Annotated in this window: 19 protein-coding genes; 13 read left to right on the top strand and 6 right to left on the bottom strand. The window is 67.7% G+C overall.

Annotated elements, in window-relative coordinates; translation table 11 throughout:
* Positions 1 to 44 precede the first annotated feature (44 nt).
* From OHS16_RS31780 to OHS16_RS31730, 11 genes are all read left to right on the top strand, one after another.
* On the top strand, positions 45 to 536 hold the full coding sequence (locus OHS16_RS31780; RefSeq protein ID WP_328541084.1) for a hypothetical protein: 492 nt from the start codon (positions 45 to 47) through the stop codon (positions 534 to 536).
* Positions 533 to 763 carry a carbohydrate ABC transporter gene (locus tag OHS16_RS31775; RefSeq protein WP_328541083.1) on the top strand — a complete coding sequence of 77 codons (231 nt, stop codon included), beginning with the start codon at positions 533 to 535 and terminating at the stop codon, positions 761 to 763. Before OHS16_RS31780 ends, OHS16_RS31775 begins: the two co-directional genes overlap by 4 nt.
* A gap of 477 nt (positions 764 to 1,240) precedes the next feature.
* Positions 1,241 to 3,013 (top strand): ATP/GTP-binding protein, encoded by a 1,773-nt coding sequence (locus tag OHS16_RS31770; protein ID WP_328541082.1) that lies wholly within the window; start codon positions 1,241 to 1,243, stop codon positions 3,011 to 3,013.
* Positions 3,014 to 3,028: 15 nt separating this feature from the next.
* Positions 3,029 to 3,445: a conjugal transfer protein TraB gene (locus OHS16_RS31765; protein ID WP_328541081.1), complete on the top strand. Its 417-nt coding sequence runs from the start codon at positions 3,029 to 3,031 to the stop codon at positions 3,443 to 3,445.
* 118 nt (positions 3,446 to 3,563) lie between these two features.
* Positions 3,564 to 5,660, top strand: a complete 2,097-nt coding sequence (locus tag OHS16_RS31760) for a chromosome segregation protein ParM (protein ID WP_328541080.1) — start codon at positions 3,564 to 3,566, stop codon at positions 5,658 to 5,660.
* An 82-nt stretch (positions 5,661 to 5,742) separates the two neighbouring features.
* On the top strand, positions 5,743 to 5,931 hold the full coding sequence (locus tag OHS16_RS31755) for a hypothetical protein (RefSeq protein WP_328541079.1): 189 nt from the start codon (positions 5,743 to 5,745) through the stop codon (positions 5,929 to 5,931).
* A gap of 358 nt (positions 5,932 to 6,289) precedes the next feature.
* Positions 6,290 to 6,826, top strand: a complete 537-nt coding sequence (locus OHS16_RS31750; protein ID WP_328541078.1) for a DUF6197 family protein — start codon at positions 6,290 to 6,292, stop codon at positions 6,824 to 6,826.
* Between the two features lie 608 nt (positions 6,827 to 7,434).
* On the top strand, positions 7,435 to 7,857 hold the full coding sequence (locus OHS16_RS31745) for a ferrous iron transport protein A (RefSeq protein WP_328541077.1): 423 nt from the start codon (positions 7,435 to 7,437) through the stop codon (positions 7,855 to 7,857).
* A 405-nt stretch (positions 7,858 to 8,262) separates the two neighbouring features.
* Positions 8,263 to 8,919, top strand: a complete 657-nt coding sequence (locus OHS16_RS31740) for a GGDEF domain-containing protein (RefSeq protein WP_328541076.1) — start codon at positions 8,263 to 8,265, stop codon at positions 8,917 to 8,919.
* On the top strand, positions 8,916 to 9,143 hold the full coding sequence (locus OHS16_RS31735) for a hypothetical protein (protein WP_328541075.1): 228 nt from the start codon (positions 8,916 to 8,918) through the stop codon (positions 9,141 to 9,143). The genes OHS16_RS31740 and OHS16_RS31735 overlap by 4 nt, the downstream gene beginning before the upstream one ends.
* Before the next feature lie 100 nt (positions 9,144 to 9,243).
* The gene (locus OHS16_RS31730) at positions 9,244 to 9,594 is read left to right on the top strand and encodes a hypothetical protein (RefSeq protein WP_328541074.1); all 351 of its coding nucleotides are present in this window, start codon (positions 9,244 to 9,246) and stop codon (positions 9,592 to 9,594) included.
* Between the two features lie 576 nt (positions 9,595 to 10,170).
* Here OHS16_RS31730 and OHS16_RS31725 read toward each other — a convergent pair.
* From OHS16_RS31725 to OHS16_RS31710, 4 genes are all read right to left on the bottom strand, one after another.
* A complete protein-coding gene (locus tag OHS16_RS31725; protein ID WP_328541073.1) occupies positions 10,171 to 10,452 on the bottom strand; it encodes a hypothetical protein in 282 nt (93 codons plus the stop codon).
* A gap of 194 nt (positions 10,453 to 10,646) precedes the next feature.
* Complete coding sequence (locus OHS16_RS31720) at positions 10,647 to 10,985, bottom strand: hypothetical protein (RefSeq protein WP_328541072.1); 339 nt, start codon at positions 10,983 to 10,985, stop codon at positions 10,647 to 10,649.
* 204 nt (positions 10,986 to 11,189) lie between these two features.
* Entirely contained in the window at positions 11,190 to 12,365 is a 1,176-nt protein-coding gene (locus OHS16_RS31715) for a ParB/RepB/Spo0J family partition protein (RefSeq protein ID WP_328541071.1), read from the bottom strand.
* A complete protein-coding gene (locus OHS16_RS31710) occupies positions 12,362 to 13,516 on the bottom strand; it encodes a ParA family protein (protein ID WP_328541070.1) in 1,155 nt (384 codons plus the stop codon). Before OHS16_RS31710 ends, OHS16_RS31715 begins: the two co-directional genes overlap by 4 nt.
* Positions 13,517 to 13,999: 483 nt before the next feature.
* Between OHS16_RS31710 and OHS16_RS31705 the strand changes: the two genes are divergently transcribed.
* Both OHS16_RS31705 and OHS16_RS31700 read left to right on the top strand, forming a co-directional pair.
* The gene (locus OHS16_RS31705) at positions 14,000 to 14,224 is read left to right on the top strand and encodes a hypothetical protein (RefSeq protein WP_328541069.1); all 225 of its coding nucleotides are present in this window, start codon (positions 14,000 to 14,002) and stop codon (positions 14,222 to 14,224) included.
* A gap of 442 nt (positions 14,225 to 14,666) precedes the next feature.
* Positions 14,667 to 16,052, top strand: coding sequence for a replication-relaxation family protein (locus OHS16_RS31700; RefSeq protein ID WP_328541068.1), 1,386 nt, complete (start codon positions 14,667 to 14,669; stop codon positions 16,050 to 16,052).
* A 221-nt stretch (positions 16,053 to 16,273) separates the two neighbouring features.
* Here the strand turns inward: OHS16_RS31700 and OHS16_RS31695 are convergent, their stop codons facing one another.
* Complete coding sequence (locus OHS16_RS31695; RefSeq protein ID WP_328541067.1) at positions 16,274 to 17,134, bottom strand: hypothetical protein; 861 nt, start codon at positions 17,132 to 17,134, stop codon at positions 16,274 to 16,276.
* Between the two features lie 46 nt (positions 17,135 to 17,180).
* Entirely contained in the window at positions 17,181 to 19,634 is a 2,454-nt protein-coding gene (locus OHS16_RS31690; RefSeq protein ID WP_328541066.1) for a DEAD/DEAH box helicase, read from the bottom strand.
* Positions 19,635 to 20,166: the final 532 nt, after the last annotated feature.

The raw sequence follows: 20,166 nt of genomic DNA, 5'->3' as shown, positions 1-20,166 counted from the left end.
GATCCCCGATTACAGCAGATCCGACAGCCCACGGAGGACCCCCTGTGAATCCCGACGACAGCCGCTCCGCATTCGAGGGCACCTACTCCCCCCTGCGCGACGTCGCGCAGAACAGCGAGGCGTTCGCCCGCTATATGGCGGACTTCCAGCGGGTCCTGCTCGACATGCAGGCGAACCTGGAGATCCTCCAGCGCGAGACGCGCGTCCACTGCCGCGGAAAGCGTGTGGAGGGCGACCTGTGGGGCCAGGCCAAGCTGCGCGCCCTCCCGGTGGAACGGTCCCTGAACGGACTGCTCCGGCACATCAATTCCCTCACCTCTGGCCTGGAAAAGAGCGCCCATAAGCGCCACGCCCACGACGACACCATCAAGGAAGTCGTGAAAAACCGGAAGGAAAAGGCCCTGGCCAAGGCGCAGAAGAAGAATCAGGCGGCTCTCAAGCCCGCACCGCAATCTCCGCAGGGCAGTGACACCGGCCGGAATCCGGGTTATGGTGGTCCCGCGTCGATTTACGACCTCGGAAAGAGGTCGGCGTGACGCGTCCTCTCCTGAAGTCCGAACTCAGGGCGCAACGTTCCCGCGACTATCTGATGGCGCAGCGGAACGCGTTCATTGAGAAACACGGTGAGGATCTCGGCGCTTTCTATTTCCTCGTCATGCTGATTCAGACGCACGGCAGGAAAGCGCTCAAGCGCGGCGACACCGTCGCCCTGCGGTCGCTGGCACACGACCTGCACGCCCTCTACGTCAAGCACACCGCGTAACCACCCTGCGGGTCCACGAGGGCCGCCGCTCACCGAGCGGCGGCCCTCGACCCGTCTCCAACGCCCAGGCGCCCACAGACCCACACGCCCAGGCGCACGCACGCGTACGCGAGACGGTCACCCGTTGTCAAGCCCCAAGGAGGGAGCAGCGTCGTGTCCCACGACGACACCGAAGGACAACTCATCAATTTCCCCGTGGCGGACGAGATCCTGGGCCGCCCGCCCGAGCTTCCCGACCCCTCACGTCTCTTCCCGCCGGTACGAGACGAGTCGGACATCGTTCCGGAATCCCCGGAAGAAACCACCATGCAATTGCCGGTAATCCCGCACCCTATGAACCCTGCGGCGGCATTAGCGTCCGACGGAATTGACCCCTCTGGAATGGATGGAGAATTCGATGACGAATCCGAGGGTGAATATGTTCATCGCCGATCGCTAGCCGAAAGGCTCGGTGACTGGCTCGAATACCGGATCGCATTGGGGCAGTCACGGATCGAGGGCGAAGCCCCGTACCGGGAAGCGGAAATCGCCCGCAAGGTAGAGCTACTCAACGCGAAAACAGCCCGGGAAACCGGGCTGCTGGAGCAACAGAACAAGCTGCGCCAGGCGCAGTTGAAGGGGCGGGCCGCCTGGGCGGCCGCGCAGAGCAAGTCCGACGCGGCCGGTCTTGGAGCGGACAAGGGCCGCTCCAAGACCAGAGGACCGCAAGGGCCCGCCCCCAGGCAACAGCCGAAGCAGCAGGGCCCGGCGCCGAAGCAGCAGCAGGTGCCGAAGCCACTACCGCCCAAGCAGCAGCCGCCGAAGCAGCAACCTCCCGCGCCCAAGCAGCCGAAGCAGGGCCCCGCGCCCAAGCAGGCGCCGAAGCCCCCACCGCCGAAGCAGCAGCCCAGGCAGCAGGGCCCCACGCCCAAGCAGCAGCCCAAGCAGCAGCCCAAGCAGCAGCCGAAGCAGCAGCCGAAGCAGCAAGCTCCCGTCCTGAAGCAGCAGCCGAAGCAGCAGGGCCCCACGCCCAAGCAGCAGCCCAAGCAGCCGAAGCAGCAGTCCAAGCCGCAAGGTCCGGCCCCCAAGCAGTCCAAGAGGGATGACAGGACGCGGCAGAAGGACGGGGCGGGAGGCCGAAAGGTCGACCTGTCCAAGGGCGACCGCCTGAAGAAAACACCCGACGGCCCCAAGGGCGCCGGCGGCGGTAGCGGTGGGAAGAGCCCGGCCCTGGGTCCCAAGGGCGGCACGGACGGCAAGGGTGAGCGGGACCGCCGCAAGATCCGGTACGACAAGCCGAAGGAGCTGCCTCCCGGAGTGCGGCACGGGAGCGCGGAGGCATACGACAAGTATCAGTGCCGCTGCCGCCGCTGCGTGAATGCCGCTCACTGGGCTTGGAAGCGCGCTGAGGCAGAGGGTGACGCGGCTGGAACGAAGGGCCCGGACACCACGGGAACCGACAGCAGGAAAGCCCCGAAGAACGGCCCTGAACCCACCTCAGACGGCCCGAAAGAGAACTCCGGGCCGACGGGGCCGGAAGGCGCACCCAAGGGCGCTGAACAGCCGTCAGGCGGTTCTACCGCTCCCGGTTTCGGTACGTCGAAGAACAGCCCCGGGCCAGGGGCTGGTGGCACGTCAGCGGATGGTCCGGGCTGGCCCGGAAACCGCACCGTGACGCCGGAGTGGCCCGGTCACGAAACCCGCAAGCAGCCCCCGCCGTCCCCGGCCGGCGGTCAGGACGACTACCCGGACGCGGTCATCGTCGAGCCCACCGCCCTGCCCCCCGCTCCGGAGCCTCACACCGCTCGCCCCGGCACCACCCGACCCGCTGCACAGGAGCCGCACGTGACCAACCCGACTACCACGGCATCGGCGCAGAGCGGTATGCCCGCGCAGCACCGCACCGACATCACGTTCGACGAGTACCTGATGGAGATCGCGAACATCGCGGTCGCCGCCGGCGCGGATAAGGAACGGGCCGAGGCGCTGGCCGAGGCGCTGGGCACGGTCGCGGACGCGCTGCGGGACATGGCCATCGACCTGGTCGGTGACCACAACATCTCGACGCAGGTCACTGAGCTGATCTCGGACCTCGCCGACGCGGCGGCCCGCATGAAGATGCAGGCCGAGCGGTGCGCGAGCGAGTGTGAACTCGCCTCGCAGGCTGCCACCGTCGCGGCCGTCGCCGTCGGCCGGACCTACGGCGAGGACATCAAGGCCATGGACGACGCGGGCCTCACCCACGCCTCCTCCGCCGCCCACCACGACTAGAAGAAGGGTCCTCAGATGAGCAGCGAACTGATCCCTCAGCAGGGCAAAGCCGCCGCGCCGACAGACGGCGACAACCGGTACAAGGCTGTCCAGCACAAGCTCAAAACTATCGGGAGGGCCATGGACAGCGCCACGGCCGAACTCGAAGGTCTGCAGCGGGGCATGCGCACGAACGCCGACCGCGCCTATGTCCTGGCGGAGAGCATCGCCAACGCCGAACTCGACAAGAAGTTCGTCGAGATCACGAACAGTGTGTCTCTCGCGCTGGGCGGCGCTGCCGTCGAGGCCCGCAAGCTGCACGCCACGGCGGAAGAGGTCGCCGGTTTCGCGCACGAGACCGCTCGCACCCACTCGAAGCTCTACGACGGCCTGGACCAGGTCCGCTCCTCCCGCAAGGAACGCACCCCCAAGCCCGGCTTCTTCGCCCACTGACCCAACCACCCGGCCCACTGACCCAACATCTGACCCACCCCCGACCCACCCCCCATTTGATGGGCGGTCCCGCCAACCGGCGGGGCCGCCCATCACTGTTTCGAAGGGAAGAATCCCGGTGTCCACGCCCCGCAGCGTCGTGCTGGAACGCATCGCTTACACGCTGGCCGCGCCGGTCCTCGCCGCAGCCCCGAACCTTGACCCCACCGGTGCGGTCAACACCGTCGCCCTGCTCGCCGGCGCCGTCGGCGTCGGTAGCTCGGTGCTGGCGGTCACGAGCGGTGAGGGCACCGGCCGCAAGCTGATCCGCTGGTCCCCCGTCACCCTGGCGGCGGCCGTTGACGTGGCGGCCCAGTTCACCCCCGGATGGGGGTGGGACGCCGTTCTCGCCGCCGGGTGGGCGGCCGCCGGCCTCTTCGTGCTCCCGTTCTCCCGCAGCGCCCGCCGCCGCTTCCGCCCCGCCCTCGGCTACACCCCCGCCCCCCAGCTGCAGCCCGCCCCGGAGCCCGCCGCCACCGTCGTGCCCGACGACGGCGCAGACCACTTCACCCGGGAGGTGCGCCTGCTGTGGGAGCGCGCCGGGATGCCAGGGCGCACCGTGGTGGTGAAAACCGTGCCGCACCCCGGCATGGAGCACGACCTCACGATGCTGCTGCGCGCCTCGGAGCCCGGCCGCCCGATCTCTGGTCTGTCCGAGGCGGCCGTCGCGGCCGCGTTCGGCATCGGTGAACGTGACGTCACGTTCGCCCCCGTGACGCAGGTGTCCGGCCGCCAGGGCGGGCCGGGCTGGCTGGAGGTGCACCTGACCCCGGATGAGGCGGTACGGCGCCGCAAGGCGCCTACCGACCAGGAGTGGTGGGCCGATGCGATCGGCGCCGACGCCATCCCCGGTTCGGTGTTCGTCCGCAAGGTCCGCAACAGCGAGCGCGGCGTGACGTACTGGACGGCGCACATGCCGGACTCCATGGGCGAGCCGCGGATGAACCTGCCCGCCCTGTGCAAGGCGCTCGGTGCCTCCTACGAGGACGGCACGGTGTTCGTCACTCTGGACGGTCCGGACATCCTCGTCTCCGTGTGGGACACCTCCCCGCTCGCCAAGGTCTACCCGGCCACCCGCGAGCTCCTGACCCCGGATGCGGAAGGCCGTTGGGTCACCGGCTACCTGACGAACGGGCAGCCCGCCCGCAACCGGGTCTTCACCGACCGCGGTGCGGCTCACGGCCTGTATGTCGCACCGTCCGGCGGCGGCAAAACTCAGCTGATGGCGCTCGCCGTCGCCGCCGACGCCCTGTACGGGGCGGTCGTCTGGCTGGCAACCCAGGCCCCGGATGAGAAGACCCGCGCGCTGGGCGAGCACATCAACCGTCAGGGCGCCGGCTCCCTCTACATGATCCGGGCCCTGCGGGCGACGCTCGCACTGATGGAGATCCGCGCGGAAATGGTCTGGGCAGACGGCGAACTCCACGACTGGAGTCCAGATCTTCAGGGATGCCCGTACTCCCCGCTGAGCCTGTACCTGGACGAGTTCCTCTCCGCCGCCCGCGACGGCGAGTACGGCGCGGACATCATGGACCTTGCCGAGCAGGTCTCGGTCAAGGGCCGCAAGTACGCGATCGGCGAGAAGGTCGCCGGTCAGTCGATCTTCGTGCAGGACGGGTTCACGCAGCTGCTGTGCGAGAACCTGCGCGAGAACTGCATCCCGGTGGTACTGAAGGTCGCCGCGAAGAAAGTCGCCGGGATGTTCAAGGACCTGGGCATCGCCCCCGACGACATCCCGGACCCGCTGCCGCGCAGCTTCTCCAAAGCGGAAGCAGGCCGCATCGAGCGGATCATGAAGGGCGAGCCGGAGCCCGCCGCCAGCTCGAATACCGGCGGCGCCGGCTGGATCGTGGAGAACAAGAAGCCCGAGACCCTGCGAACCCTGTACATGGACTTCAGCAAGGACATCAGCCACCTGTTCCCCGACAAGATCATGGAGCTCACCGCCCACGAGATCCGGGAGCTTCAAGCCCGCGACCTGTGGTTCGACTGGAACGAGCCCCCCAGGCCCGGCGAGTTCGGCCCCGAACCAGACGACGACGAGGACGACGACGGGGACGCGCCCAAGTCGAAGGGCAAGCGCCGCAGCCCCGGCACCAAGCCCGGGCCGCGCCGCGACACGGTCACCTCCCCGCGCCAGGCCCTGGAAGCCATTAAGAACCTCACCAACGCCTGAACACCCCCACCCCTCCACCCGGGGCCGGTCCGCCCGAGCGCGGCCGGCCCCTACCTGATCCTGTGAAGGAGGAACCACCGTCGTGGCCCTTTCCCTCTCTGCCGCACTGCTGCTGGGCATCGTCGTCGTTGTCCTGCTCAAGGGCGGCTACGTGCGCGCCGGCTCCATGCTGGCCTGCACCCTGTTCGGGTTCACCCTCGCCGCCACCGGCCTCGCCCCGGCGATCAACACCGGCCTCGCCTCGCTCGCCGGACTGCTCTCCAGCCTGTAGGTCAATCGGCTGGCGTCCACGGGCCGTAGGGAGTCGTGCTCGTGCCCCCGCAAGACCAGCAGTCGAACTCCTCGGGATCCTCGAACCGATTTCCCCAGAACCCCGTGCGCGGGCAGAACAGCACATTTGTCTCGTCGCACCAGCCACACACGAATAAGAAGTTCATCCCGGCTACCTCTCCCCTGTCCGGCCCGCCTGCATACAGGCTGCCCGCCCTGCCTGCGCGAGAGCAACACCGCATCCGAGTGGGCGAGTTGCACCAGGCCCTGGCCGCCCCTGTCATCTCCGTGCCCGCCCTACGGGCGCCAACGACATCCCCTTTTCGTGGCGCCCGTTGCCCTGCCCTGCCTGGAGCCCGATGCCTCACACCACGCTCTCCCCCGCCCCGACCACCCGAGCCACCGCGCCGCCGGCGGCCCTGTCTCTCGAGGAACGCCTCACTCTCGTCAACACGCAGATGACCCTGCGCCTGGACGAAGCGGCTGTCGCCTACGAGGTCAACACCGCGCACATCCCCACCGAGCCGGTCGACCTGGACGACGTCGTCACCCTCCCGCTCACCCCAACCCTCCAACCGCCGCCCAACGCGTACCCGACGCCGGTGGCAGCCCTCCTCCAGCGCGCCCACCACCGGCTGCTCACCGGCGGCTGGTGCAGCGGCGCCTTGGTCGACGCGGAAGGCGCCCGCTGCCTGTACGGAGCCATCCGCGCCGAAGCCCGCGGCGACCGCGGCCTGGAGAGCAGCGCCGTCACCGTGCTCATGGACGCCATCCGGCGCACGTTCGGCGACGACGTCGACTCCGTACCGGGCTTCAACGACGCCTGGACAAACGGCCGTATCCCGATGCGGATGCTCGACCAGGCCGCCGGCCTCGCCGACGCCCGCGGCCTGTAAATCGCGCTCCGGTCCCCCTGCCTCGCACCCGAACCCCGCACACAGGGGTCGGGCGCGGGCCAGGCCGCCCGGCCTGCACCACCCGCACCCGCCCGGCAGGCCCCTCCCATTTCCGTTATGGCAAAGGGGCCTGGCCCTGTTTGTTGAGAGGTCCTCTTGGCGAAGCCGCCTGCCGTGATCGGCATCCTCACTGAGCCCGTCCCCGCCAGCTGGTGGAAACGCAATCGGCACGTGGCGTTTCTGTGCGTGGGCCTGTTCCTCGGCTACCAGCTGTGTGGCACCAGCGAAGCCGCTCATCAGCCCCACCAGCACCCGAGTCCGGCACCCGCGATCACCGGCTCGCCCACGGTGAAACCACTGCTGCCACCCCAGCCGAGCAGCCGATCGCACAGCGCACCGCACACGCACTGACCTTCCGGCGGGCGGGCCCGCGAGCCTCCCCAGGCGCTACCGGCCCGCCCCCGCGCCCCCTCGCATCCATGAAGGAGCCCAGCCATGATCACACCCCGGCCCCGGCGCCGCATAGGCCGCCCTCGCCCCACACTCCCCGGCCCCCGCTACCCCGCCCCTCCCGCCCGCTTCGCCACCCCGCACCTCCAGAGCCGGTAATGGGGCGGGCACTGGAAGAGGTCACAGAGGTCGACCCCTACGCGAAGCCGACCGAGGCGGCGACCATCCCGGTCTTCGCCCGGTTGCAGGCACCCGAGGGGCTCGCCACGAAACGGCAGCTAGACGCTCTGGGGTTACGCCCGGGCGGCCAGGACCCGGTGGCCGAAGTCCAGACGCGCGGGCCGAAGAACGGGCTGCTCTACCGCATCGACCTGGCTCTGCCGAAGCGGCCGATGACGCTCGCCAAGGAGTACGCACTCGACAAGGCCATGGCAGCCAGACAGACCTGCGGCATCTGCCACCGCCGCTACCACTACGTCCTTCCGACCCGCCTGGACAGCTGCCTGGAGTGCCACGACGGCACCCCCGCCGACCCGGCCAGCTACATCGCTCCCCCGGCCAGCCACCACCTCGCCGCCTAAGCCCCGCGCATCAAAGTGCCCGGAACAGCCGCCGTGACATTCCCTGATCCCCACGACTGTTCCGGGCTTCCCCCCGCGGCAGAAACGAGAGGAAGCCCAGTATTGGCATATCTCCCCTAATCAGGAAATACCCCTTTACATCATCGTGATAGTCGCGCTGCTGGGTCGGCCACCGGATCGAGCACCCGCACTGTGCCGAGCCCACCGACCCCTCACCCCGACAGTGCGCTGTGGCAGCTGCACCGCGAACAACTGGTTCGGCAACGATGCGGCACGCCACGCTCCCCCCGGCCGATCACCAGCTCGCCCCCTGAACCCCCAGAACGCAAAGCGCCCAGGGCAGCCGTCTCAGCGACCGCCCTGGGCTTTCCAACCCGTGCATCAGACGAGAAGGAAACCCCCAGTATGACCACCCAGGCGTTACCAAGGACGCTCCACATCACCGCCATGGCCCTCCCCCTGGCCGGATGGACCCTGCACACCACAGTCCTGCGCCGCCGCCTCATCCAGGCGCAGCGCGACCCGCTCACCACGACCTGGCGCCGCGAGGCGTTCACCGACCGCGCGCACCGGTTCCTCGAACGCCACCCTGACGAGGTGGTCCTGGTCCTCGCGGACGCCGACAGGTTCAAACGGCTCAACGATTGCTACGGCCATGCCGCGGGCGATGCCGCGCTCGCCGCGATCGGCACCCGCCTGACCGAATGGGCCGGCCACCACGGAATCGCCGGCCGCCTCGGAGGCGACGAATTCGCCGCACTGACACGCATCGAGCCCCGCCACCAAGACCTGCGCCTGGAACATTTAGCCCGCCTCATGACGCGCCCCGTCCCCTATGGAGACGGACTGCTGCCACTGGCCGTCTCCCTCGGCGCCGCCACCCCGACCGGCATCGGCAGCGCCGATCTGCCGACACTGATGCGCGCCGCCGACACCGCTATGTACGAGGGAAAACACCGCGGCATCATCGTCCAAGCCCGCCCCGGCCATACCCGGGCGCGCAGCATCAATGGCCGCCGTGAAGGCCGGCCTGGCACCAGCCGCACCAGCACAGCGGCATGACCACCCCCGGCAGGCCGGTGCTGCTCGACTGGCGCGCAGCCATCCATTTCCGCCGGGACGCCCCTTGCGTGCTGTGCGGCAACCCCACCCCGCTGCGCTCACACGACGGGGAAGCGGCCCACGAAGTCTGTGCCGAAGCGTGGAACGCAGCGCACCCCGGCAAGACCCGGTTCGTCTCCGACGCACAGCCCCGCAAACGCACCAGCGGCGGCGATCACGCCTGAGCACTCAGCAATGCCCCCGGGGTGGCTGTTCCGTCACCAGCCACATCGCCAGCCAGCCGCCCCGGGGAAAACCCAGCCTTGCACGATCTTGGAGCCCACCATGCATTCCTCACTCCTCCCCCTCGACCTCCTCATCGGCCCCGAACGAGCCGGAGCATTCATCGGCGCCCTGGTCCGTGACCTCATCACCTCAGACCTCCTCCCCGAACCCGCCGCCTACCGACTCGTGTGCGAAGGAGTCCTGGCCGGAGATCCCTGGCTGCTCGCCGACCCAGGACAGATGTGGACCCTGCGGCCGGAGGTCACCGACACCGACGTTCCCGCGCTGCTGTTCATCGTCCATCGCGACACCACACACCTCACCGTCGAGGACGAGAACGGTCAGCGCACCCAGATACCGCTGTGCGCGCTGTCCGCCTACCAGCTGGACCAGTGGTACTGGGCCCGCTGATACCGAAGCCGTGTCCCTGGCGTGAGCTAAGGACAGGGCTCCGCAGCCGACCCCGCTCCCGAGATCGTCATCGACGCCACCCTCGCCACCAGGGCGCCCTTACCACGAAGCGGCCCTTGGCCTCCGGAAAGTTCCGGAGAGATCCGGCCGCAGCACCGGCAAAAGGCCGGCCGCCCTCTCCTCACCTCTTCGAGATCAGGAGAGGTCCAGCATGCAGCATCGTCCCGCTGCTTCGCGGCCCTGATCGGACTGACCCGCGCGGGTAGCGCGATCGGTGTCCTGCTGGGGATCGGAGTCTTCTGCCATGGCAACATCACGCGGGCGGTGTAGCGCACAGGCGACCGGACAAGCACGGCCCGTACGGAAGAGGCCTGTGCCCGCGGACTCCGCGGGCACAGGCCTCTTTGTGTTTCAGCACTTGGCCGGACACCGTTAGTGAAAGCCATTAGGTCAGCAGCGAGACGGCTCCCCCGTGTTGACCGCGGTCAACACGATTTGTTCTTGGAGCACGTCGCGGCGAACTCCTTTTCTTGTTGACCGCGGTCAACAACAGAGACCAAGGGACCCCGCCCACCGCTACTCCTCCTCCAGCTTCTTGCGGAGCCGGTACTCCTCCATCCGCTGCCACACCTGGTGCGCATGCGTGCCCGCTTCCCGATGTTCCTGAGCGCTGCCGTGACCCTGGCCAAACCGGTGCGTCAGGTCCGCGACAAACGGAGCCACGAACTCTTCTACTCCGGCACTGGCGGGGGAGCCCGCTCCCGCGTACTCGAGCATGTGCAGCAGGGCCCGCAGTTCCCCACGTCGGATCGGCAGATCGACGATCTGATCCTCGCTGGGCAACAGCGCTTCCATCACGCGACGTCGGTACGCCGTGCCCTGCACGGACCGGAAGCGGTACTCATAGTTGTGCAACTTGTACTGGTCACTGGGCGCGAAGCCTTCAAGCCGCCGAAGCAGTTCGGAGAGGCCGGTCCGGGGAGAACGGTAGAAGGGACGTTCCGTACTGCCCGCACTCCGGCTGTCCAGCTGGACCGACGAGACAAACGCGGCTACCCGATCGGGAGACGGCAGGAGACCATCGCCGAGCCAACGCGCGCCGGTGTACACCGACGATTGCCCCTCGGGTAGTAGGAAGAAGCACCAGCCGGATGGGCCCGTCCAAAGGAGCCCCGCCTCGCCTCCAGGGATGATGCTGTGCTGAAAAGCAGCGGTGAAGTCGACTCCCCCTCAACATCGTCGGGGTCCTTCTGGGTCGCGTCGTCATAGGCCCCATAGGCATGGACGGACGTGACGGGAAGCCCTTCGGTCAGGAGTTTCTCTGCGACGGCCGTGACGTAGTGGCCGATGGCGGACTCAAGGTCCTCCTTGAGATTTTCGGTGTCTGTCATCTGAATCCCCTCCGATGAGACAGTGCCCCCCGATCACACTCTGCCGCACGCAAATTGGGCGGGAGGGGAACTGTCCAGCAGCCGTGTGGCTCAGCTCCGGGGACTTGTCCTCACATCCACTGGCGCGCTGGTTGTTGACTGCGGTCAACAACAGTGGCCCCCGCCGGAACGGAGGGGGCCACTCTGAACGATCAGGAGCGTGCGCTACATGTGGGCGCGAAGCGCACTGACCAACTCGCTCAGCTCCGGCATGCTGAGCGCCGAAGCGATCGTCCGCGCCTGCTCCGTTGGATCGTCACCGAGTTCCTTCATGAGGACCTTGGCGTACTCAGTGGCCTCGCCCGCCGGGCTGTCCTGGTGCGGCAAGACGGGGCCTGACGGCGGCGCGGAGACCGAAGAGGCGGGCTTACCGGCTGTGTCGCGCTTCGGTGCCGCCGGGGGAGTCTCGGTGTTGACCGCGGTCAACACCGAGCGGGTGGGCGCGTCGTCGGTCGGTAGCACGGAGTCGTTGACCGTGGTCAACACGGTCGACTGACCGCCCCGGCCCTCTTCGACAGGTACTTCGTTGTTGACCGCGGTCAACACAGCCGTGCTCTTGGCCGCCCGCAGTAGCTCTTTCTCATCCTCCCGCTTACGGGCCTGAGACTCCCGGGACAGGGCCAGGTGCTCCATGAGGTCCGCGGAGCTCAGATCGGGGTGCGCCTTGTAGTGGCGGGCCAGCAGGCGTCCCTCGCGCTCCGGCAACTCACCGGAGCTGAGCTTCTCTTGGATGTCATCCGGCAAAATCAGCAAGGCCAGCTGATTGGTCACCCACGCCCTGGACTTACCCAGCCGCTCGGCCGCCCGGGTCTGGGCGCCGGCTTCGCTCTCATAGGCGCATACGGCGACGAGGGCCTGGACGCCGCGCGCCCTTTCCACGAGGTCGAAGTCCTCACGGTCCAGGTTTTCCTTGAGGAGGAAGTCTATGAAGTCTTCCCTTGAAGAGGCCAGGTCGTTGCGCACGACGAAGTCGAGGGCTTCCAGCCCGACGTGATCCGCGCTGCGGTAGCGGCGCTCGCCGTTGACGAGCACGTAGTCGGCCTTGCCGATCTCACTGGAATGCTCGGGCCACAGTCCCAGATAAGTCTCCCGGGAGACCGCCACGCATGCGGCGAGCTGGACAGCGCGTAGTTCCTCGCCGAACCGGGACTTCTCTTCATCGGTGCCGAAGTTCCGGCGCGGATTCAGGGGAGTGGGCGCGACTTCGTTGAGATGCAGGCGCACCAGTTCGTAGGCCGGGACATCGCCTTGCGTGATGGCCTTGGCTCGTCCGCGGTCGCTCCGTCCGCGTGGCACGTTGGTGAACGAGGACCCGGCACCCAGCCGGTCAGCGGCCTTCACCCCTTCACCGCCAGGGCGATGGTGCGCATGGCTTCGGACTGCTCGCAGTCAGGCGCGGAGGTGAGTAGGGGAGCCTTGAGGCGGTTCGCCTCGCGCTGTTCCTTCCGCTCAGGGACCACGGCGAGGACCGGCGGATCGCCGATGGTCTTCCAGCTGTCGAGGGACGAGGTGGCGATGTAGCCCTTACGGCTGTCGTACATGTTCACCACGAAGCCCAACTTGGTGATGCCGACATCCAGGTCGGCCGTGAGGTCCTCGATCTGATCGAAGAGCATGTCGTACGCGTCGGCCGAGCTGTCTTCGGCCAGGACGGGGATCACCACACCTGACTCGCTGGGTTCTTCGGAGTCGCGGGTGCGTGCGTAGTAGAGGGCGGTGTCCATGGAGTAGCCGAGGCTGGGCGGGCAGTCGATCACGATGAAGTCGAACTCGCTCTCCAGCGGCTCCAGGGCCTTCTCCAGTGCCGTTTCCTTGATGCGGACGTGGCGACTGGTGGCCAGTTTGGCATCCAGCAGGAACGCGTCCTTGCAACCGGGCAGTAGGAATAGCCGGCCGCCGAAGGAGCCCTCCTCTATGGGCACGAGCAGATCGCGGAGCGCGCCATTTCCTTCGCCCAGCATGTGCTTGGCGAGGCTGGGGTTGTCGATGCCGAGCATCTCGTAGCCGAGCTGCTTGGTGAGGTGGCACTGCGGGTCGAAGTCGACGAGGAGAACGCGCTCGCCGCCTTCCGCGAGGGCCTCCGCGACGCCGGCCGAGGTCGCAGTCTTGCCCACCCCGCCCTTCTGGTTGCCGAAGATGAGTCGGCGGGCGCCGGTCGTGCGGGGAACGCGACGGGGGGAGAGGTTGCTGTCGAGCCACAGGCGGATCGACTGGGCAATGCCCTGGTTGAAGGGGATGTCCCGTTCCTTGCAGTCGTTCTTGAACTCCGCGTACAGCCCGGTCGGAAGGTAGGTGGCGAATGAATTGCCTCCAGACGTGTTGACCGATGGGCGGGGCCCGTCGGCGTCTCGCCAGGCGTGGACGCCTTCCGTGACGGCATCCTTGATGTCCACGCCCAACTGGGCTGCTCGGACCTTGAGTTCCTGCCGCAGAGAGGCAGGAAGCTTGGCAACTACCTTTTCCCGTTCATCGGGACTGTAAGGGGCGGTCATGCGGGTACCTTACTCACGGTTGGAGTGGCGGGCAGGCAACACTCCCGAGGACCAGAGGAACAGGTGTCTCGTCCAGCGGGGTCGCAGCGCCAGAAGTGAACCGTCCAGCGTGACATCCCGCCCACGCGGCACCGGTGGTCGACGACACTGGAAACAGCGGCGGCCCCCACTTGTGTGGTGGAGGCCGCCGCCGCTGTGTGTGCAGTCCTCATACGGCGGTTGCCAGGGGCTGATGTAGGCGGTGCTCGTCTCCACCACGGACGTCACCACGCAATTCAGTGCTGACTTTGAGACTGTGGCCGCGGGGATCCTAGAACCCGTACTTCGCAGGTCGTTGATTCGGATGGTCTGGGCGGCGAGGCGGTTTCCAAGGCTGAGGTGACGTATCCAGGTCCGCATCCGCGGTTGGCGGATGCGGGCCTGTTTTTGTGAGGGGGCTGTGCGGGCTCGCCGGGCACGGTTGCGGGGGGCACGCTGGGGAGGGTGAGGAGCGCGCCGATTGTTGTGCACCGGCCTTCCCGCACGGGAGGCCGGAGAGTCACTGTGCATTCCCGGGGCCGGGATGAGATCCTCGGCACCGCTTACAGTGATCACGATCTGGTGGTATTCCTCGAGGGCATCGGCGTCCCGGATCCCGACAGCATCCTGGACGATGACCGGTGGATCGAGTGGCGCGGCGCCCGGGCGCACCAGTGGAGTGCTGCCTGAGCTGTTCTCCACCACCCATAGGCGCTGTTATGGCCTGCGGCGGCACCGGCCGTGCGGCCTGCCGGGCGGCCATGCCGTGTGCGAGGTCGGGCGGCTTCCTCCTGGAAGCCACCCGGCCGGCGTGACCAACTCCGGCCGGCGTGACCAACTCGGTCCGGTGGGCAAGCCGCTGAGAGGGCGTGGTCGGCCCTGCAATGTTCCCTATGTTTTCCCCTGCGGTCTCCCCTACGGTGTCTTTCACAGATGATGTGAGCGTTTACGCAGTTCAGACCCCTTGCCCAGCCCGTTTCCGGTGTCTCGACCGACCCTCTTTCTCACCTTCTCCTGTCTGTAGGGAGTGGTAGGAGTGGTGATCATCGGGTTCCGGGGGTGCCGGGGCTGGCTGTCGCCGGCCACCGCGGGCGGCGGCCGGGCGGGCAGGGAAGGTGCGGGGGGTTAGCAGGTGGGTGGGACGAAGACGCGGCCGTATGGGTCGACGACGAAGACGCGGACGATGGTGCTCGCCGGGCTCGGGGTGGTGAAGGTCGCTACGGCTGAGCAGATCCGGCAGCTGATGTGTCCGGGCACCGCGGATGCGCAGACCGTCCGTAATGGTGCGAAGGATCTCGTGGTGGAGGGCTTGGTCGTCTCGCTCGGTTCGGCGACCCGGATCAACGCGAAGGGCAACCGGGTCAGCGAGAAGCTGTGGAACCTCACCCCAGCCGGCCTGGCGGCCGCGAGCGTGGTCCTGGACCGCGAGGTGAAGGAGATGGGCGGCACGGCGAAGGCATCGGTGGCCTCGGGTGCTCCGCACGCGCGGAAGGTCACCGACACGATCACCGCGTTCCTCCAGACCGTCCCGGAACCAACCAGCCCGGTTGTCCGTAAGAAGCTGCCGGCCCCCTCCCGTCCGGACCCGGTCCTGGAAGGTGGTCCGCGCCCGCCGGGTATCGGCACGCTGCCCGGGTGGGAGACCGAGGTAGTGCTGCCGGTGACGGGGACGTTCACCACGCCGGGCAGGGGCAGCCCTCGCGCGGACGCGGTCTTGACGGCTCCTCAGGCGGGGTTGCCGGTGCTGTTCGTGGAGGTCGACAACGGCACCGAGGACCGGCCGACCGTGGCAGGGAAACTCGTCAAGTACCGCCGGTTCTTCCGCCGTACCGTCAAGGACACGGACGGGCGGGACGTCCCCCTGTGGCGCACCCTCTACGACGACAGTGGCCGCGGCGGGTATCCGCCTCTGGCTCTGGTGTTCACCGCCAAGGTCGGGCGGGAGGCGATGATGAACCGTATCAAAGCCGTCCGCGACCTCTCCCAAGAATGCTGGAAGGGCCACTGGCACGGCGGAAGCCTCTATGGAACCGGGACCACGGGCGGGACCAAGGATGGTTACCGCGACTACACGGGCACCATCCCGGTCATCGTCACTACGCTCGCCCGACTGCAGGAGCACGGCCCCCATGGCGTCATCTGGTGGCGCTACGGCCACTCCCATCTCGAATCCCTTGAAGTGGCCCTGGACAACCCGGACGACTACCGCGCCTTCCACGCCCGCGAGGAGCAGCGCCGCCTGACGTCTCGCGCCGAGCAGGAGCGCGGGCAGCGTGAGCGGGAAGAGACGAAGCGGCGACGGAAGGCCAGCGCGTGGGCGTGTCCGACCTGCGGCCGTGATGTCTACCCGAGCGATACCTGGCAATCCGTACCGCCGGGCAGTGATTGCACCGTGTGCACCTCCGTCAAGGAGGGGAAGCGCCAGGAGGCCGAGGAACGGGCGGCTGAAGCGGCTCAAACGAAGGCGGAAGCGGAAGCATGGCGTAAGAAGAACGGGTTGTTCGGCTTCCTGCGCTGAGGCTTCCGAGCAGCGGAGCTCTGCCGGTCACACACAGCCCCCGCTCAGTGCGGTGTGTGGGGCCCTGGCCGGGCAGGACAAAGGCCCCACACGATGGCGTCTCCCGTGGCTGTTCGCAGCGGGCACGCGTCACCTGGCCAACACGGCCAGCCCGTTACAGGTCACGGGAGCGGGCGTCGGATTCACCCCGGTGGCCGCGCAGCATGCTGCGGTGGGCTCGGTCAGAGCCAGGTGCCTTCGAGGGTGCGGCGGTCGCCGGTGAGGGCGTAGCGGCGTACGGCGAGGATGGTGTCCACGTCGCAGCCGACGTCGTTCGCGTACCGGGCGAGGACCGTGTCGACGGCTTCCTGTTCGGAGAGGTATGCGGGGGCGAGTTCGAGAGCGATCTGTCCCAGCCGCCCGCCGGCCGCGGCCATCTCGTCGACCAGGTGCCGTATCACCGCAGTGTCAGCGGGATGCCGCTGCGCGTCAGCGAGTGCCTGCTCCATCCCTCCGCCGTCATCGGCCTCACCAGCGCTGGCAACGCCGTCATCAGGGTCATCAGCGGTGTCACGGGCTGCCCGGGGCGGTTCGTGGCGGAGCTCCTCGACGGCCTGGCCCACGATGCTGCTCACCACCGGGGCGTCCAGTGCCCCGGTCTGGGCTGCTGCGGTGAGCCGCTCGGTCACGGTGCGGCTGAGTTCATCGAGCCGGCCGTGGACCTCGCGCAGCGCCCGCTGTGACAGCCCCACATCCACGAGACCACCCGTACTGGTGTCTCCCGCGGGTGACACGGGTGCCAGGGCCCCGGCCGCGCCGATCGCTCGGTTCAGCGCGCCGGCCGACTCGGCGATATCGATCAGCCGGTACGCCTGCGCTCTGCTGATCCCGAGCTCACCGTGTGCGTAGGCACCCCACCCGGAGTACCCGAGCGGAATCCATACCCGGGCCCGGTGCGCAGCCTGCACCCGCACGGCCAGCACCACCGCAACCTGCCGCGCCTCCCCGAGCGCCGCTCGCAGCTCTTCGGTCAGCCGGACCGCATTAGCCCGCCCGACCGGCTCCAGCACGCCGCCCTGGCCCTTTTCATCCTGGCTAGCCACAACTCCATGGTGCGCGCGGCGAGACCCTGTTGTCCCGGCTATCCGCTCATGCCCAGTCGAGGCCGAGTTCGGCAAGCGCGGCCAGCTGCTCCTCGCTCAAGCGGTCGCGGCGTGATTTTTGGTTGCTGAGAAATACACCCAGCCGTACGGAGGTGCCGTCGGGCAACCCCTCAATGTGAGCTCTGCCGACCACAGTTCTCCCCTCGCGTGCGATGAACTGCTGCAGGGCCGCTACGCCCCGTGTGAACGCATCGGAGCCCTTGCCTGCCCCCGTCTTCGCGCTGGTCCGTGCCGACGCCGTCTTCGCCCGTACAGCCGGTCCCACCCCCAGCTCTCCCAGCCGCCGCTGCTGCTCGGGGTTCAGCCGTGCCCAGTCCCTTACCTGCCGGGCCCTCCAGCGTCCGATGTCGTCGCCGCGGTAGGTGACGCCGGGCAGGATGTCCTCCAGCGTGCTGCCGGCCTCCAGGAGCGCGCGCAGCCCTACGTGGTGGCGTTGCCAGTCCACGGTCCAGCCCAACTGCCCAGGGTTCCAGTCGGGGTCGATCGCGGCGAGCAGCTCGCCGCGTCGCTGCGCCCGCCCGGGGTCTTTGCCGAGCCCGCCGGGCCGGCGGAGGTTGGTGAGCCATTGCCCCACGGGCTTGTCCAAAGCAGTGGCGTGCCGCGGGGCGGCCAGGGTCCCAGCTTCGGCGTAGTAGGCGCGGGCCGCGGCGAGGTTCTCCTCGAACCCGGCGTCAGCGGTGTCCCACACCATCCCGAGCTCCTCCAGCTCGTCCGCCCGGGTGCTGGGCATAGTCCCGGCCCGGTACGCCCTTCGCTGATCTGACAGCCACCTGCCCAGTGGATACGCGCCCTCCTGGTGCCCGTAGGGCACATCGAGACTGTCTTCCCGCTCTTGGTAGCGGCGTGCGGCGTCGTACCCGCGGGCCCAGTCCTGGCGTTCGGTGTCGAGGACGTGGAACTTGACCCACTTGGCGACCATCACCGGATCCCGGGGGGCCGCGAAGCGCAGCAGCAGCCGCGACTCCTCTGCGCCTTCCTCTGGTTCCGGGCCGATGTTTTCCGACGGATCTACAACCCGCTTCTGATTTTCCTGAGGAATTGCGAGCATTTCAATGGCACGTTCATCATGCGCCCGAAGCCCTTCAAGGACCTTCACCAACGGGCGATAAGAAGCGGAAGTAAACATGTCTTCCGGCCGCTCATCCGGTGCCAAAAAAACTGGCACGATCAATGTAGCAACCTTCCCCTGCCCCGGCTTCTGACGCAACGCCCGGCCGATGGCCTGAACGATATCGACCGCGGACCCCTTGGGATCGAGCAGGGCCACACTGTCCACGGCCCGAATATCCACACCCTCATTCAGAACACGACAATTCGAAAGCACCGCACGCCCGGCCCTGCGCCCGAAATCAGCGAGCACGGAGCGCCGGTGGTCCATCTCATGCTCGCCGCTCAGCCAGTCGGCCCAGACCTTCTCCGGATACCGCTCCGGATCCGAGGCATGCAGCCGCTTGGCGACCCGGGGCAGCCCCTTCGCGAACGCGGAGGCCTCTATGGTCCGGTGATGGAAGGTGATGGTGGTCTGCAGCTGATGGGCTCTCATAGTCTCCAGCAGCGCGGCCTGCAGAGTGCCCATCCGCTCACCGCGGACCCGCTCCTCCCGGCCTTCCTCCCCGGCCAGACGGGCGGGAGTCACGAGAGGATCCCTCAACTCGACCACCACGATCTGGTAGCGCGCGAGCAGCCCGCGCGAGACGCTTGACGCGAGTGACAGCTCGTAGACGACGGGGCCGTAGATCTTCGGATCGTCCATGGAGCAGGCCAGCTCCCGTGGCAGCCGGTCCCGGCCTTCGAACAGTTCGCCGGTCTCCGAGACGGCCCGCTCAAGCTTCCGAGGCGGGCGCTCCTTCCAGATCCGAGGAGTGGCGGTCATGTAGAGCCGGCGCATCGCCGGGATGACCTCCTGGTCGTGGATGGCGGCCCAGGCCTTACCGGCGGAGCCACTTGTACGGTGGGCTTCGTCAACGACCACGAGGTCGAAAACGTCCATGGGAAGCCCGTAAGCGCCCTCGTGCGCCTCAGCCAGCACCGGCAGAGAGGCGTAGGTGGCGTACACGGTGACCGGTCCGCGGCCGTGCCACAGCGCCAACTGCGGCGGGCTGGTCGTGGATCGCACATCCAGATCCCACAGATGCGGGTCATCATCGAGCGAACACACCGCCACAGCTGGACCCGTATGCCCTGCAGAGCGCCATTCCTTCACCGTCTGCGTCAGAAGATCCAAGGTCGGAAGCAACACGAGAATGCGCCCATTCCGTGCCAGGCGCAGCGCGGAATGGGCGGCAATGAAGGTCTTTCCGGTACCGCACGCCGCCACCACCGTGGCCCGCAGGCCATTACGCGGAATCCGCTTCCCGGGCGGGATATCAAGGCCGCGCACCACGGCGTCAACGGCCTCGATTTGATGAGGCCGCAACGTGATCTTTTCCGGATTCGGCATATCCGTACTCCAAGAATCGAGAAGGGCGACAGTCCCTGGCAGAGGTGGTAGCGATCCGCTCGGGATGCTACACAGAGCATTATCGCACAGGATGATGCAGATACACGGTGATGATGCGCGAGTCTCACTCTAGCGCAACCGCATGTGATCGTGGTGGTTTTCGGGTAGACTGTTCCATGCACAGATCACCTCGTGCAGAGGTGAGAGATCGTCAGGGGCGAATGGAGCAAAGCGGAGTTCGGCCCCCGGACCCTCGGGGGCCGGCACCGGCTAGGGTGACGCCTCGTCACCGCCCAGGCGTGGCTTGTTCTTCGGGATCCTACACAGGCCTGCACGGATGCACCCATCCTGTCCTGTAGCCAGCCGTTCCGGCGGAGCCGGAACAGGCAGGGGAGCGAAGCGGACCTGCCTGTCTTTCAGGAATTTAAGCGAAGCGTAATTTCCATTCCTGGCGAAGCCAGGAATAAAAGGTGCGAAGCGCCTTTCACGAATTGCGAAGCAATTCGTTTCCTTTGCACATCGCGCAGCGATG

The sequence above is a fragment of the Streptomyces sp. NBC_00344 genome, assembly GCF_036088315.1.
In the GTDB taxonomy this organism is placed as follows: Bacteria; Actinomycetota; Actinomycetes; order Streptomycetales; family Streptomycetaceae; genus Streptomyces.
Note: the sequence above shows the minus strand (reverse complement) of the source record. Positions and strands in the feature narration are given on the sequence as shown.

What these genes read in the sequence shown, in the direction of transcription:
- OHS16_RS31690 (WP_328541066.1), bottom strand. Translation starts at nt 19,634, where the DNA reads ATGCCGAATCCGGAAAAGATCACGTTGCGGCCTCATCAAATCGAGGCC.
- OHS16_RS31710 (WP_328541070.1), bottom strand. Translation starts at nt 13,516, where the DNA reads ATGACCGCCCCTTACAGTCCCGATGAACGGGAAAAGGTAGTTGCCAAG.
- OHS16_RS31720 (WP_328541072.1), bottom strand. Translation starts at nt 10,985, where the DNA reads ATGACAGACACCGAAAATCTCAAGGAGGACCTTGAGTCCGCCATCGGC.
- OHS16_RS31740 (WP_328541076.1), top strand. Translation starts at nt 8,263, where the DNA reads ATGACCACCCAGGCGTTACCAAGGACGCTCCACATCACCGCCATGGCC.
- OHS16_RS31765 (WP_328541081.1), top strand. Translation starts at nt 3,029, where the DNA reads ATGAGCAGCGAACTGATCCCTCAGCAGGGCAAAGCCGCCGCGCCGACA.
- OHS16_RS31730 (WP_328541074.1), top strand. Translation starts at nt 9,244, where the DNA reads ATGCATTCCTCACTCCTCCCCCTCGACCTCCTCATCGGCCCCGAACGA.
- OHS16_RS31750 (WP_328541078.1), top strand. Translation starts at nt 6,290, where the DNA reads ATGCCTCACACCACGCTCTCCCCCGCCCCGACCACCCGAGCCACCGCG.
- OHS16_RS31735 (WP_328541075.1), top strand. Translation starts at nt 8,916, where the DNA reads ATGACCACCCCCGGCAGGCCGGTGCTGCTCGACTGGCGCGCAGCCATC.
- OHS16_RS31745 (WP_328541077.1), top strand. Translation starts at nt 7,435, where the DNA reads ATGGGGCGGGCACTGGAAGAGGTCACAGAGGTCGACCCCTACGCGAAG.